Origin of the sequence: Streptomyces sp. TS71-3 (assembly GCF_018327685.1) — a bacterium.
Classification (GTDB): domain Bacteria; phylum Actinomycetota; class Actinomycetes; order Streptomycetales; family Streptomycetaceae; genus Streptomyces.
Window position 1 is genome coordinate 3,081,388 of the sequence record NZ_BNEL01000001.1, and the last position, 14,167, is coordinate 3,095,554.

The window sequence follows — 14,167 nt, forward strand, 5'->3', positions numbered from 1 at the left end:
GTGGTGATCTCTCATGCGATCGGCTGCCCGGTGCGGATCTCCCCGGGCCCCCTCGCGCGATCCGTTCGACGATGGCCGGACCGCGGTGCGGGCCGGTGTCTCGGGGACGGGTCGGCGCCGTGGCCCGACGTCTGACTCCAGAAGGATCGGTGCAGGAAGCATGCCGAAGATCATCAGTAGAGTCCGGACCACCATGGCCGCCGCCGTGTGCGCGGCCGTGGTCGCCACCCCCGCCGTCGCTCATGAGGCCTCCCCGGCCGGGCCCGGACCCGCCCCCGGCGGGCCCGGCGCGGGCGGAGCCGCGTTCGTGCAGACGGACGACACCGGCGGCAACCAGATCGTGGCGTACCGGCGTGCCGAGGACGGTTCGCTGCGGCAGCGCGCGGTGTACGGCACCGGGGGGAGGGGCGGGATCCTCGGCGGGTCGGTCGTGGACCACCTCGCCTCGCAGGGCTCCCTCACCCATGACCCCGGTCACCATCTGCTCTTCGCGGTCAACGCGGGCAGCGACACGGTCACCGTCTTCTCCGTCGACGGCGACCGGCTGCGGCGCCGTCAGGTCATCTCCTCCGGCGGCACGTTCCCGGTCAGCGTCGCGGTCCACGGCGACCAGGTCTTCGTGCTCAACGCCCGCAAGGGCGGCTCCGTCCAGGGCTACCGCCTCAGCGGGAACCGGCTGGCGAGCGTCGCGTCGTGGCATCGCGAGCTGCACCTGGACACCGGCGCGGCCCCGGAGTTCACGCACACTCCCGCGCAGGTGGCCTTCACGCCCGACGGAAGGCGCCTGGTGGTCACCACGAAGGTGGGCGGGAGCAGCATCGAGGTCTTTCCGCTCGCGCGGTCCGGGGAGCCTTCCGCCCGCCCCGTGGTCAGCACCAGACCGGGTTCGGGGCCCTTCGGCCTCACGTTCGACCGCGAGGCGCGCCTGGTGGTCGCCGACACCGTGTTCAACACGGTGCCCACCTTCCGGCTGGACCGCCGGGGCCGGGCCGTCCTGGTCGACGAGGCCGCGACCGGCCAGCAGGCGACCTGCTGGATCGTGCGCGTCGGCAACCGCTTCTACGTGTCGAACGCGGGCAGCAACACCCTCTCCGGGTTCCAGCAGACGGCGGACGCGCGGCTCCGGCCGCTGGGCAACACCCCCACCGGGACGGGACCCGTCGACTCCGCCGTGTCGCCCGACGGCCGCTTCCTCTACGTGCAGACCGGCGGCGAGGGATCCGTGGACGTCTTCCGCGTGGGCGGCGACGGCACGCTCCACAAGGTCGAGACCCAGCCCGTCCCCGACGCCGTCGGCGGCGAGGGCATCGTCGTCCTCTGACGGCGGAGGTCCCTCGGACTTCGGAGCGTGGTCGCGGTGCCTGGTACCGGCCTGCATGGGCAGGGTCCTTCCCGGCACCGCGACCACGCTCCCGCGCGTGCGTGACCGCGACCACGCTCCCGCGCGTGCGTGAAGGCGTGGCCCGGATCGCGGCTCGCACCGGCTACTCCCTGATAATTTCAGAGAGTTGATTTCGGACCGGCTGTTAGCGATCTGAGACTTACATGACACACTCGTGCCGGTGACGGGTACTCAGGCCCCCTCGGGCCGGGCGCTCAGGAGGTGTGCTGTGGAGAAAGGCCGATCAGGCGGCGTGCCGGCGCCCACCCTGTGGGCGGTGACCGGTGCAGGCGATGCCGCGCCGGGTCGCCGGCGGGCCGACGGTAGATCCTGCTGACCTCGCACGAGGAGAGCGCGACTCTCCTGGACGAGAGGCGCAAGGAACACGCATGACCGTCCTCGCCGGCCGCGCACCGGCGTGTCACGACCGCACAGACTGAATTGGGGCCCCCACATGAGCAGCTCCCCCGCAGCGCGGGACATCGACACCAGCAGGCCGCACTCGGCCCGCATGTACGACTACTACCTGGGCGGCAAGGACAACTTCGACGTCGACAGGGAAGCGGCCGAGAAGGTCGTGGAGACCTGGCCGTCGATCATCACGACCGCCCGGCAGATCCGGGCCTTCATGCGCCGCTCCACCCGGGTCCTCGTCGGGGAGCACGGTATCCGGCAGTGGCTCGACATCGGCACCGGCATCCCGACCGAGCCCAACCTGCACCAGGTCGCCCAGGGCATCGCCCCGGAGGTCCGGGTGGTCTACGCCGATCACGACCCGCTGATCCTGAAGTACGCGCAGACCCTGATGCGCAGCACCAAGGAGGGCCGCACCGCCTACATACAGGCGGACGTCACCGACCCCGACGCGATCCTGAAGGCCCCGCAGCTGTCCCAGGTCCTCGACCTGTCCGAGCCCGTCGCGCTGGCCCTCAACGGCCTGCTGCACTTCATCCCCGACAGCCAGAAGCCGTACGAGATCGTGAACCACCTGATGGACGCCCTCCCCTCGGGCAGTTCCCTGTCCATCTCCCACGTCACCCCCGACTTCGACCCGGAGAGCTGGGAGAAGATCGTCAGGATCTACAACGACAGCGGGACGGCCGGCCGGGCCCGTCACAAGGACGAGGTCGCGCGGTTCTTCGACGGCCTCGACCTCATCGCGCCCGGCATCGAGGTGGCCCACCGCTGGCACCCGGAGGTCGAGGACGCCGAGGAGGGCGAGGACGGCGAGACCCCCACGGACGCCGAGGTCAGCGTCTGGGCCGGGGTCGGCATCAAGCGGTGATCGCCGGTCGGCACCAAGCGGTGACCGCCGCAGGGGCCCGCCCCGCCCTTGCCCGGTCCCTGCCTGGTACCGGCCTGCATAGGCAAGGTCCTCCCTGGCACCGCGTTCCGCGCGGCGCGAGTGTGAAGGCGTGGCCCGGATCGCCGGCCACCGGGCTCCTGCCGGGCCCGTGCCGCCACGTCACGGAGCGCGTCCCCCATGCGGATCGATGTCACCTTCCCCAGCGCCGGCCTGAAGATCGCCGGCCATCTGTACACCCCGGACGGCGCCGGGCCGCACCCGGCGGCCGGCGCGGGGCCGTATCCGGCGGTCGTCGTCGGCCACCCCGGAAGCGGCGTGAAGGAGCAGGCCGCCGGGCTCTACGCGCGGCGGCTGGCCGGGGAGGGGTTCCTCACCCTGGCGTTCGACGCCGCCTACCAGGGGGAGAGCGCGGGCGAGCCGCGCGGCCTGGAGGACCCGGCCCAGCGGGTCGAGGACCTGAAGGCCGCCGTCTCCTTCCTCACCACCCGTGAGGACGTCGACCCGGACCGGATCGGCGCGCTGGGCATCTGCGCCTCCGGCGGGTACGTCCTGGCCGCCGCCGCGACCGACCCCCGCATCAGGGCCGTGGGCACCGTCAGCGCCGCCGACATCGCCCGGCAGTTCCGCCTCGGCGCCGACGGCGCGCAGGCCCCCGCCGTCTTCCGGGGCATGCTCCAGGCGGCCGGCGCGGCGCGCACCGCCGAGGCCCGCGGCGAGGGCGTCCGGACCTTCCCGCTCTTCCCCGGCACCGAGGAGGAGGCACGCCAGGGTGGATCCCATGTCCTCGAAGGCTGGGAGTACTACCGCACCCCTCGTGCCGGGCACCCCCGCTCGGCCAAGGAGCTGACCTGGACCAGCGTCGACCGTATCGCCGGCTTCGACGCCTTCCGCTCCCTCGACCTGCTCGCGCCGCGCCCCGTGCGGATGATCGTCGGACGCGAGGCCGAGACCTCGTGGATGAGCGTGGAGGCGTTCCAGAAGGTGCCCGGCCCGAAGGACCTGCACTGGATCGAGGGCGCGACGCACGTCGACCTCTACGACAAGGAGGAGTACGTCACACCCGCGGTCGCCAAGCTGGCCGGTTTCTTCCGGGCCCACCTGGCCGAGGCCGCGTAGGCAGGGGCCGGACGGGACGGCGTCCGGGGGCCAGGACCAGCGGGAAATTGTTGACAAAGAGACATTCTGCTGGTCAGGCTGCTCCGCGTCGTCGTTCCCGTCCCGGAGGCCACCCGTGCTGCGAGCAAGAGCCGCCAGAGGTCTCGCCGCGCTGGCCGTGGCGGCGTTCGCCGCCACCGCCTGTGCCCCGGAGAACGGGACGGATCCGGCGGCGTCGGCGCGGGCGGGGAACCTCACCGACCTCGTCGACCCCTTCATCGGGACGCAGAACGCCGGCAACGCCTTCCCTGGGGCGGCCGTCCCCTTCGGCATGGTGCAGCTCTCGCCCGACACCGGCCACAACACCGGCTACGACTGGAACGGCAAGAGCATCCGGGGCTTCTCGGCCGTGCACCTGTCCGGCGTCGGCTGCGCCCTCGGGGGCGACCTGCCCGTGCTGCCGACCACGGGGGACATCACCAGCACCGACAACGCCGACTACGCCGCCGGCTTCAGCCACGACGACGAGTCCGCATCGCCTGGGGCATACAAGGTGAAAATGGGTGATTACGGTGGAATAACGGCGGAGCTCACCGCGACCCAGCACACCGGCCGCCAGCGCTACACCTTCCCGGCCACCGGCAAGGCCAACGTCATGCTCGACTCGGGGCAGGCCCTCCACTCGGTGGACAGCAGCTCCATACGCGTCCTCGACGACCGCACGGTGGAGGCCACCGTCACCGGCCACGGCTTCTGCGCACGGGGCAGCAACCCGTACACCGTCCACACCGTCACCCGCTTCGACCGCCCCTTCGCCTCGCACGGCACCTGGAGCGGTTCCACCGTGACAGGCGGCAGCGACTCCTCGGGGGGCGCCGGCAAGCGGGGGGCGTACGTGCGCTTCGACACCAGCAAGGGCGACCGCGACGTCGAGGCCACCACCGCGATCTCCTACGTGGACGCCGCCGGTGCCGAGCGGAACCTGCGGGCCGAGGGCGGCGGCAGCTTCGACCACGCCCGCGACGCCGCCCGCGCGGCCTGGGAGAAGCGTCTTGAGCAGGTGCGGGTCAGCGGGGGCGGCCAGGAGCGGCAGCGGGTGCTGTACTCCTCGCTCTACCGCGCGCTGCTCCACCCGAACATCGGCCAGGACGTGGACGGCCGCTACACCGGCTACGACGGCCGGGTCCACCGCGCCACGGACCACACCTACTACCAGAACTACTCGCTGTGGGACACCTACCGCACCCAGGCGCAACTGCTGGCGCTGCTGGCCCCGCGGGAGTCCCGTGACATGGCGCTGTCACTGCTGGACGTGAACGCCGAGGGCGGCTGGCTGCCCAAGTGGGGCTACGGACCCGTCGAGACCAACATCATGACGGGCGACCCGGTCACCCCCTTCCTCACCAACGCCTACCGGCAGGGCCTGCTGAAGGGGCACGAGGAGGAGGCGTACCAGGCCCTGAGGAAGCACGCCGACGGTGTGCCGCCCGCCGGCTCGCAGTTCGCGGGGCGGTCGGGCAACGAGCAGTACACCAAGGACGGTTACGTGCCGTTCGTGCCGGGCCGCACGAAGCTCAAGGGCGGCGACTCCGATCTCGAACACGGTGCGTCCGCCACCCTGGAGTACGCGCTCGCCGACGGTGCGCTCTCCGAGATGGCCGAGCGGCTCGGCCACCACGACGACGCCGCGCGCTACGCCAAGCGGTCGCGGAACTACCGCGGCATCTTCGACGCCTCCACCGGCTTCTTCCGGCCCCGGGGTGCCGACGGCGCGTTCACGGGACCGGCCGACCCGGCGCGGGCGGAGGGGTTCCACGAGGGCACGGCGTGGCAGTACCAGTGGCTGGTGCCGCAGGACGTGCCGGGCATGATGTCCCTGATCGGCGGCCGGGACGCCACCGAGAAGCGGCTCGACTCCTTCTTCGCGTACGACCGGCTGGTGAAGGATCCGGACGCCACGGCCCGCAAGGTCTGGGTGAACGGCCCGTACGACTACGACAACGCCGACAAGTACAACCCCCAGAACGAGCCCGACCTGATCGCGCCGTACACCTACCTGTCGGTGGGCGCGCCGTGGAAGACCACGGACGTCGTGCACGCGGCCCTCGGCCTGTTCACGGGCGGCCCGGACGGCGTCACGGGCAACGACGACCTGGGCACCATGTCGTCGTGGATGGTGCTCTCCTCGCTCGGCATCTTCCCGGTGTTCCCCGGAACGGACACCTGGGGCCTGTCCACGCCCGTCTTCGACCGCGTGGACCTGACGCTGGACCGCGCGTACTACCCGCGGGGCGGCCTCACCATCACCGCGAAGGGCACGAGCGGCACCGACCGCTACACCCAGTCGGCGTCGCTCGGCGGCAAGGACCTGTCCCGCACCTGGATCAGCACGGACGACCTGCGCACGGCCGGCTCGCTGTCGTTCACCGTGGGCCCGCGGCCGTCCGGCTGGGGCACCGGTGCGGGCGCCGCGCCGCCGCCCAGCCCGGCCGGCTGCCCGGCGCCCGGTGGCGGGAAGGGGCCGGGCGCCGGGGGCTGAGGGCGCCGGGGGCGCGGAGGCCGTCGGCCGGACGCGCCGGGACCGTTGGCCGGACGCGCCAAGGTCGTTGGCGGAGATGCCGTTGGCCGGACGCGCCAAGGTCGTTGGCGGAGATGCCGTCGGCCGGACGCGCCGACGCCGTGAACGCCCCGCCGGTCCCCGCCGCCGGCCGTCGCCGGTCTTGTCACCTGTTGTCCTGTCCATGACTATGGGCGGCCGAAGTGCCCTTCGCCGCAGTCACGGAAAGGACCCCGCATGTCCGATCCCCAGCGCGCCACCCGAAGAGCCGTGCTGTCGACCGCCGCCGCGGTCGCGGCCGGGGTGCCCCTCGCCGCGGGTGCCGCGCCCGCCGCCGCTGCCGCGCCGCCCACCGCGGACGGGACCGCCACCCCGGACCGGGCCCCCACCGCGCAGCGCCCCGACCGGGAACTGCGCGGCCTGCTCGACGAGATCGACCCGGACAGGATCGAGGCCACCGTCCGGCGCCTCGCCGCCTTCGGCACCCGCCACACCCTCTCCACCCAGGACGACCCGGACCGCGGCATCGGCGCCGCGCGCGACTGGATCCACGCGGAGATGAGCCGGTACGCGGCGGCCTCCGGCGGCCGGATGACCGTCGAGCTCCAGTCGTACGTGCAGGAGCCCGCCTCCCGCATCCCCACCGCGACCCGCATCACCAACGTCGTCGCCACCCTGCGCGGCGCCACCGCCCCCGACCGGATCCACGTGGTCTCCGGCCACTACGACTCCCGGTGCACGGACGTCATGGACGGCACCAGCGACGCGCCCGGCGCCGACGACGACGCCTCCGGGGTCGCGGTCGTCATCGAACTCGCCCGGATCATGTCCCGCCGGCGCCCCGCCGCCACCCTCGTCTTCGCCGCCGTCGCGGGCGAGGAGCAGGGCCTGTACGGCGCCACGCACCTGGCCGAGTCGTACCGGGCCGCGGGTGCGGACGTCCAGGCGATGTTCACCAACGACATCGTCGGCAGCCCGCGCGCCGACGACGGCACCCGCGACCCGCACACGGTGCGGCTGTTCGCGGAGGGCGTGCCCACCTCGGAGACACCGGCGCAGGCTCAGGTCCGGCTCTCGGTGGGCGGCGAGAACGACTCGCCCACGCGCCAGCTCGCCCGGTTCGTCCGCGACGTCGCGGACAACGACGCCACCGGCATGAACGTCCGCGTGGTCTACCGCCGGGACCGCTACCTGCGCGGCGGGGACCACATCCCGTTCCTCGAACGCGCCTACCCCGCGGCCCGCTTCACCGAGCCCGCGGAGGACTTCGCCCACCAGCACCAGGACGTACGCGTCGAGAACGGCAAGCAGTACGGGGACCTGCCCGAGTTCTGCGACTTCGGCTACATCGCGTGCGTGGCACGGGTCAACGGCGCGGCGTTGTGGAGCCTCGCGCAGGCGCCCGGCACCCCGCGCGGCGCGAAGATCGTCACCAGCAACCTGACCAACGACACCGAACTGGTCTGGGAGCCGGGCACGGAGGACGACCTCGCCGGGTACGAGGTCGTGTGGCGCGAGACGACGGCGCCGGAGTGGACCCATGTCATCGACGTCGGCCGGGTGACCTCGTACACGGTGGACCTCTCCAAGGACAACGTGTTCTTCGGCATCCGCGCCGTGGGCCGCGGCGGGCACCGCAGCCCCGTGGCCTCCCCGGCCCCCGGCAGCTGACCACCGGCCCCCCGCGCCCCCGGCCTGGGGCGCGGGGGCCGCGAACCCGGGCGAGTTGGCCTGTGGTTGGGTCGAGGTTATGCAAGACGCCATATGCACGTGGTCGGGAATTCGCCCCTCCGTCGCTGGGCCGTCCCACGGAAATAGGACGGTCCAGGCATGGTGATGGACTCGGCCGGCGGTGCGCGAGAGCGTCGTTCGGTGAAGCGGTTCCCCGTGCGCACGGTCGTGTGCGTGATCGTCCTCGTGGCGTTCGCGCTCTGGGTGGTCCAGAACCACCACACCGTCCAGCAGGGCTTCGAGCGCGTCCTGGGTGCCGAGCCCTCGTGGCTGGCGGTGGCCTGTGCGACGACGGTGCTGACGTGGGTGGCCGCGGCGTGCGCCCGGCAGGGTTCGGTGGTGGAGCAACTGCCGCCGGTGCGGCTGCTGGCGACGCAGTTCGCGGCCGGCTCGGCCAACCACATCCTGCCCTCGGGCTTCGGCGCCGGCGCCGTGAACCTCCGGTTCATGACGGTGTGCGGCATACCGCTGGCACGCTCGTCGGCGGCGCTGGCGCTCTACCTGCTCGCGGAGTCCGTCGGGCGGGTCACGCTGCTGGTGGTGCTGTTCGCGGTGTTCCCGCACGCGCTGCCGCTCGCGCAACTGCTGCCGGACGGCGTGGGGCTGCCGCTGAGCGTCGGCGCGGGGGTGCTGGCGCTTGCCGTGGTCCTGGCGCTGGTGTGCGTACGACGGTTGCGCGAGATCATGGCGAAGTTCCTCCGCACGGCGCTGAGCGAGGCGCGCTCGCTGCACGCGCGCCCCTCGCGGGTGCTCGCGCTGTGGGGCGGCTCGCTGGCGTTCCCCGCCCTCCAGGCGGCGGGCCTGGTGGCGGTGGGCATGTCGCTGCACGTGCCCGTGGAGCCGATGTACCTGGTGGTGGGCTACCTCGCGGCGACCGTCGCGGTGGCCCTGGTGCCCACGCCGGGCGGCGTCGGCTCCGTGGACGCGGCCCTCGTCGTCGTCCTGATCACCGCGGGCGCGCCCCCGGCCACGGCCACGGCGGTGGTGCTGGCCTTCCGCCTCATATCGGCGTGGCTGCCGCTGCTGCCGGGGGTGGTGACGCTGGGGATGCTGGTGCGGTACAAGGTGCTGTGAGGTCCGCGGAGGTTCGCGCCCCCGCCCGTCGCGCGGGCGCCGTTTGCTCACCGCCCCCCAGGGCATAGCCTGCGACGGGGTGCAGGGGTGCCCCCGGACAACCGCACAAGGGGGAGGACCCATGCCGTGGTGGGCACTGGTTCCGGTCGTCTCGATGATCACCGGGCCCGTGGCGCTGTACGTCATGACCCGGGGCAAGCACCGCAAGCAGGGTGCGGACGAGCGCTACGAGGAGCTTTCCCGGAAGTACACCGAGCTGCTGGAGGAGTCCACGTCCGGCGAGCTGCCCAACGGCCGTGAGCGCTACCCGGAGAACGGCTGAGGCCTCCTTTCCGGGCGCGACCTCGATTGTTCTCGCCACTGGCTGGAATTCCCCTACGTGCTCGGTTCACCGAACCGTCGAACAGTGTTTCCGGAAAAGCACATCGGCCCCGTAAGTGTCCCTTCGGACAGATCGGGGCGTCCGGCACGCCGACCATCGGTGGTCACGGAGGCCGGGCCGTCTGCTCGATTCATCCGGAACCACTCCCAGTAGGGGAACTGATGCGCGCGAAAACCAAGATTGCCGCCGGAGCCGCCGCCTCGCTCGCCGCGGCGACGCTCGCCCTGGTCACCGTCCTCGGCTCCGCCCAGGCCTCCGCGCCCGCGGGGCACACCGCGGCCGGCGCCGCCGCGCCGCCGGTGCTGACGGCGACCCTGGACAGGACCTTCGACACCTTCGACGCCAACCAGGGCGTCGCCGTCGACAAGAACTACTTCTACGCCGTCAACAACCGCACCATCACCAAGCACGACAAGGCCACGGGCAAGCCGCTCCTGCAGTTCGTCGGTGACGACGACGGCCCGATCATCCACATGGACAGCGCGACCGTGGTGGGCGACAAGCTGTACGCGGCGACGTCCAACTACGACACCACCCCGGAGAAGAGCTCCGTCGAGGTGTTCGACACCAGGACGATGAAGCACACCGGCACCTTCAGCTTCGGCATCTACCGCGGCTCCCTGACCTGGCTGGACCGGCACGACGGCGCCTGGTACGCCGCCTTCGCCAACTACGACGAGATCCCGGACGGGACGACCGAGCCGTACGGCAAGACGGACAACACCCAGATCGTGAAGCTGGACGATCACTTCCAGGTCGTCGAGTCCTGGACCGTGCCGCAGGCGATCCTCGACAAGGTCAGGCCGATGAGCAACTCCGGTGGCTCGTGGGGCCCCGACGGGCGGCTCTGGCTCACCGGGCACGACTTCGGCGAGGCCTACGTGATGAACCTCCCCTCCGAGGGCTCCGACCTCCAGTGGGTGGCGACCGTCACCCTCCCGAACGTCGAGGGCCAGGCCATCGCCTGGGACCGGTCGACCAAGGACCCCGAGCTGTGGACGATCAAGCGCTCGACCAAGCAGGTGCTGACGTTCAAGGCGCCCTACAAGTCCATCAGCGACCCCACCGGCCGGCAGTGGAAGGTCGTCGGCCCCGGCGACTTCCAGCAGTGAGCGCGGCCGGCCCGGGGCGGTGAAGCCTGCCGCCCCGGGCCGGTGCGGTGAGGTGCGGTGTCCGCGGCGTGCTACCCCGGTACGCCCCCGGCCCCCCGGTACGCGGCGAGCAGGTCGCGCGTGAGCTGGGCGACCACCTGAGGCACCTGGGCGCGTACGTAGTGGTGGCCTCCGGGGTAGAGGTGCACCCGGGCGCCGGAGGTCGTGCAGGCGTCCCACTCCTTCAGCGAGCCGGGGTCCACGATCGGGTCGTCACGCCCGCCGAAGACGCTCAGCGGCGCGCGCAGCGGCGCGAGGTGCTTCGGGGCGTGTTGCAGCAGTGCCACCGCGTCCGCCAGGAACGGTGTGTAGACGACCCGTGTGACCGCGACCGCGTCGTCCTCCGGCTGCTCCCAGCCCATGATCTCGGTGATCGCGGAGATTCCGGAGCCCAGGTTGCGCGCGATGTAGTCGCCGAGGCCCTCGCGCTCGGCGGCGGAACGGCGGACACCGCGAGCAGGTCCGGCTCGGCGCCCCACACGGACCGCAGCCGGTCCGTGGCCTCGTGGGCGAGGAGCGCGCCGAAGCTGTGCCCGAAGACGGCGTGGAAGCCGTCGGCGGGCGGCCGGCTTCGGAGGTCCCCGGCGATGGCCTTCGCGATGCTCTCGGCGGCCCAGCCGATGTCCGTGATGGACGGCTCCCCTGAGCGGGCACCGCGGCCGGGCAGGTCGACGGCCACCAGGTCGAAGAGGTCGGACAGCTCGCCGAGCCACGGCCGGTAGAAGCTCGACCCGACGCCGGAGGGCGGCACGCAGTAGAGCCGTATCCGCGCGGCTTCCCGGTCGGTGAGGCGGGCGAGTTCCACGGCGGGAAACGGTGCGTTCGTGCTCGTGGCGGTGGGAAGCGGCGCGTTCGTGCTCATGCGGACCGCCTGACGCGTCCGAGGATGCGCGGGGCGAGCTGCCGGACGCTGCCCGCGGTGGCCAGTTCCATCGCGGGGACGACGCAGTCGAGCCTGCGTTGCAGCAGCGAGCTGAGCTCGGCCGCCATCAGCGACTCCAGGCCGAGCTGGTCCAGCCGGGCGTCCGGATCGATCCGCCCCGGCGGCGTCTGGAGCACGGTGGCCAGCGCGGCGACGAGCGCGTCGGTGACCAGGGACAGCGCCTCCGGTTCCGTCGCCGAGCGCACCCGCTCCCGGAGGTTCCCGGCGGCCTCGTCCGGGCCGGTGCCGGGCGGGGGCAGCACGTCGGCGAAGCGCGGTGCGGAGACGGTGGCCAGGAGCTTCGCCGTCTGCGCCCAGTCGGTGTTCCCGACCATGACGACGTCCGCGTCCGGATCTCCGATCAGGTCCCCGAGGATCCGGGTGCCGGAGGCGGAGTCGAGCTCGCCGAAGCCGGCCCGCCTCATCGTCTCGGCCATGCCGGCCCGGTCGGAGTATCCGGTGTCGGAGATGGCGCACCACTCGACGGCCAGAGCGGGCAGCCCCGCGGCGCGCCGCCGCCGGATCACCGCCTCGCCCGCCAGGTTGCCCGCGGCGTAGGTGCTCTGCCGCAGGTTGCCGGCGAGGGCGGCGAGGGCGGCGATGGAGCTGTAGAAGACGAAGAAGTCCAGCGGTAGGTCCCGGGTGAACTCGTCGAGGTTCATCATCCCGCCGAGTTTCGGGCTCACCACCGCGCGGGTCCGCTCGTCGTCGAGCTCCACGGCGGGTACGTCGTCGAGCACCATCGCGGAGTTGACGACCCCGCGCAGCGGGTGGCCGGTGGCCGCGATGGCGTCCAGCAGCTCGCGGGTGGCCGCGCGGTCGGTCACGTCGGTGGCGTAGGCGGTCGCGCTCGCCCCTTCCTCGGCCACGAGGTCGAGCACGGCGCGGGCCTCCGGGTGGGCGGCGCCGCTGCGTGAGGCCAGCACGAGATGCCGCGCCCCGCGCCGGGCCAGCCAGGCGGCGGTGGCCGCCCCGAAGCCGCCGAGCCCCCCGATGACGAGGTAGGTGCCCTCCGGATCCAGGGCGGGGCGCCGCGGCACGTGCACGGGGACCGGCTCCGCGGGATCCAGCGTGATCACGATCTTCCCGATGTGCCGGGAGTCGCGCAGCAGCGCCATGGCCTCGGCGATCTGGTCCGGCGGGTAGGTCACGTGCGGCAGCGGGCGGTACACCCCGGCGGCGACGCGCTCGGCCAGCTCGCCGATCATCTGCCCGGCGAGCCGGCCGCCGTTCTGCAGCAGGCTGGTGATGTCCACCCGAAGAAGGCGAGATCGCGGGAGAACGGCCGCAGCCCCAGGGGGCTGTCGGCGAGGATGTCGCGCTTGCCGAGCTCCACGAACCTGCCGTGCGGGCGCAGCAGTTCCACCCCGCGGCCCAGCGCCTGGCCGGCGACGGAGTTCAGCACCACGTCCACCCCGCGGCTCTCGGTGATCTCCAGGACCTCGTCGGAGAAGGCGAGGCTCCGCGAGTCCAGCACGTGCCGGCAGCCGAGCAGCCGCAGCAACTGCCGTTTGGCCGGGCTGCCCGCGGTCGCGATGACGGTGGCCCCGACGTGTTCCGCGTACCGCAGCGCCGCGATGCCGCGGGACGCCGGACGCAGCTCGACATCGGGCCGGACGTGAGGCTGGACCAGCGCTGGAACGTCCGGGGACAGCTCCTCGGCCAGTCGATGTTCGGCGATACGCAGGGCGCGGATTCGAGTCAATCCGGTGATGCGCAGGCTACGAACCGGCTTCTCCAGCACCGTACGTTCACCTACCGGGCAAGCGGGCATGTCGCCGAAATACGGGATCTGGCATCAGGAACCCGCACATACGAGCTGGACGCCATGGGGCGGGTCACGGGCGTTCGTGCTTTCGGATGGCGCGAGGAGTACGCCTACGACGGCTCCGGAAACGTCACGGAGGCCGAAGCCCCGGCCCACCGTTCCCCGGGCACCCGTGACTTCGCGGGGCTCATGCTGCGGCGCGCGGGCCGCACCTCGTACGCGTACGACGGACAGGGCCGTCTGATCCGCAAGACCCGCAAACTACTCAACGGCAAGCGGAAGACCTGGACCTACGCCTGGAACGCGGAGGACCGGCTGACCGAGGTGACGACGCCGGACGAGGACCGATGGCTCTACCGGTACGACCCCATGGGCCGCCGGATATCCAAGCAACGTCTGACGCAAGAGGACGCCGTCGTCGAACACGTGGACTTCGTGTGGGACGACAACCGCATCGCCGAGCAGTGGTCGTCCGACGGCACCGTCACCACCTGGGAGTACGAACCGAGCGGGCACCGGGCCCTGGCGCAGATCGAGCACCGGCCGCTGATCCACATGCCCGGCGACAAGGGCTCCCTGCTCGCGAAGCTGGCCGAGGACACGTCTGCCGATCACCGCACCCGCTTCTACGCCGTCGTGACGGACACCGTGGGAACACCGACCGAGCCCGTGGCTCCGGACGGAGAGGTGGCCACAATGCATCTCGGCGCGGGATGAGTGCATCACTGCCTTGGTGGGTGACGAATGTGCGTGCTTACTCGTCGTCACCCTTCAACGGGTGAGGGATGCCTCGGGGGGTG

At 72.2% G+C, this 14,167-nt stretch carries 13 protein-coding genes; 9 read left to right on the plus strand and 4 right to left on the minus strand.

From position 1 onward, the window contains the following. Positions 1-160: 160 nt before the first annotated feature. The 8 genes from Sm713_RS12465 (at position 161) to Sm713_RS12500 (ending at position 10,638) form a co-directional block, all read left to right on the plus strand. On the plus strand, positions 161-1,321 hold the full coding sequence (locus Sm713_RS12465; protein WP_212909698.1) for a beta-propeller fold lactonase family protein: 1,161 nt from the start codon (positions 161-163) through the stop codon (positions 1,319-1,321). 514 nt (positions 1,322-1,835) lie between these two features. Further along, positions 1,836-2,666, plus strand: a complete 831-nt coding sequence (locus Sm713_RS12470; protein ID WP_212909699.1) for an SAM-dependent methyltransferase — start codon at positions 1,836-1,838, stop codon at positions 2,664-2,666. Between the two features lie 198 nt (positions 2,667-2,864). After that, the gene (locus Sm713_RS12475) at positions 2,865-3,803 is read left to right on the plus strand and encodes an alpha/beta hydrolase (protein ID WP_212909700.1); all 939 of its coding nucleotides are present in this window, start codon (positions 2,865-2,867) and stop codon (positions 3,801-3,803) included. 115 nt (positions 3,804-3,918) lie between these two features. Beyond that, complete coding sequence (locus Sm713_RS12480) at positions 3,919-6,321, plus strand: GH92 family glycosyl hydrolase (protein WP_249416253.1); 2,403 nt, start codon at positions 3,919-3,921, stop codon at positions 6,319-6,321. A gap of 255 nt (positions 6,322-6,576) precedes the next feature. Continuing rightward, positions 6,577-8,010, plus strand: coding sequence for a M20/M25/M40 family metallo-hydrolase (locus Sm713_RS12485; protein ID WP_212909701.1), 1,434 nt, complete (start codon positions 6,577-6,579; stop codon positions 8,008-8,010). Between the two features lie 201 nt (positions 8,011-8,211). Continuing rightward, positions 8,212-9,144, plus strand: a complete 933-nt coding sequence (locus tag Sm713_RS12490; protein ID WP_249416254.1) for a lysylphosphatidylglycerol synthase transmembrane domain-containing protein — start codon at positions 8,212-8,214, stop codon at positions 9,142-9,144. A 121-nt stretch (positions 9,145-9,265) separates the two neighbouring features. Next, entirely contained in the window at positions 9,266-9,466 is a 201-nt protein-coding gene (locus tag Sm713_RS12495; RefSeq protein ID WP_212909703.1) for a hypothetical protein, read from the plus strand. 221 nt (positions 9,467-9,687) lie between these two features. Beyond that, positions 9,688-10,638 carry a hypothetical protein gene (locus tag Sm713_RS12500; protein ID WP_212909704.1) on the plus strand — a complete coding sequence of 317 codons (951 nt, stop codon included), beginning with the start codon at positions 9,688-9,690 and terminating at the stop codon, positions 10,636-10,638. A gap of 71 nt (positions 10,639-10,709) precedes the next feature. Here the strand turns inward: Sm713_RS12500 and Sm713_RS12505 are convergent, their stop codons facing one another. From Sm713_RS12505 to Sm713_RS12520, 4 genes are read right to left on the minus strand one after another with little or no spacing between them, the layout of a single operon-like run. Beyond that, positions 10,710-10,964, minus strand: a complete 255-nt coding sequence (locus Sm713_RS12505; protein WP_212909705.1) for a hypothetical protein — start codon at positions 10,962-10,964, stop codon at positions 10,710-10,712. Further along, on the minus strand, positions 10,910-11,539 hold the full coding sequence (locus Sm713_RS12510) for a thioesterase II family protein (RefSeq protein WP_212909706.1): 630 nt from the start codon (positions 11,537-11,539) through the stop codon (positions 10,910-10,912). The genes Sm713_RS12505 and Sm713_RS12510 overlap by 55 nt, the downstream gene beginning before the upstream one ends. Continuing rightward, positions 11,536-12,855 carry a beta-ketoacyl reductase gene (locus tag Sm713_RS12515; RefSeq protein WP_212909707.1) on the minus strand — a complete coding sequence of 440 codons (1,320 nt, stop codon included), beginning with the start codon at positions 12,853-12,855 and terminating at the stop codon, positions 11,536-11,538. The genes Sm713_RS12510 and Sm713_RS12515 overlap by 4 nt, the downstream gene beginning before the upstream one ends. After that, a complete protein-coding gene (locus Sm713_RS12520) occupies positions 12,804-13,343 on the minus strand; it encodes a zinc-binding dehydrogenase (protein WP_212909708.1) in 540 nt (179 codons plus the stop codon). Before Sm713_RS12520 ends, Sm713_RS12515 begins: the two co-directional genes overlap by 52 nt. An 84-nt stretch (positions 13,344-13,427) precedes the next feature. On the opposite strand from Sm713_RS12520, the gene Sm713_RS12525 reads away from it, so the two are divergent. Next, the gene (locus Sm713_RS12525) at positions 13,428-14,084 is read left to right on the plus strand and encodes an RHS repeat domain-containing protein (protein WP_212911965.1); all 657 of its coding nucleotides are present in this window, start codon (positions 13,428-13,430) and stop codon (positions 14,082-14,084) included. Positions 14,085-14,167: the final 83 nt, after the last annotated feature.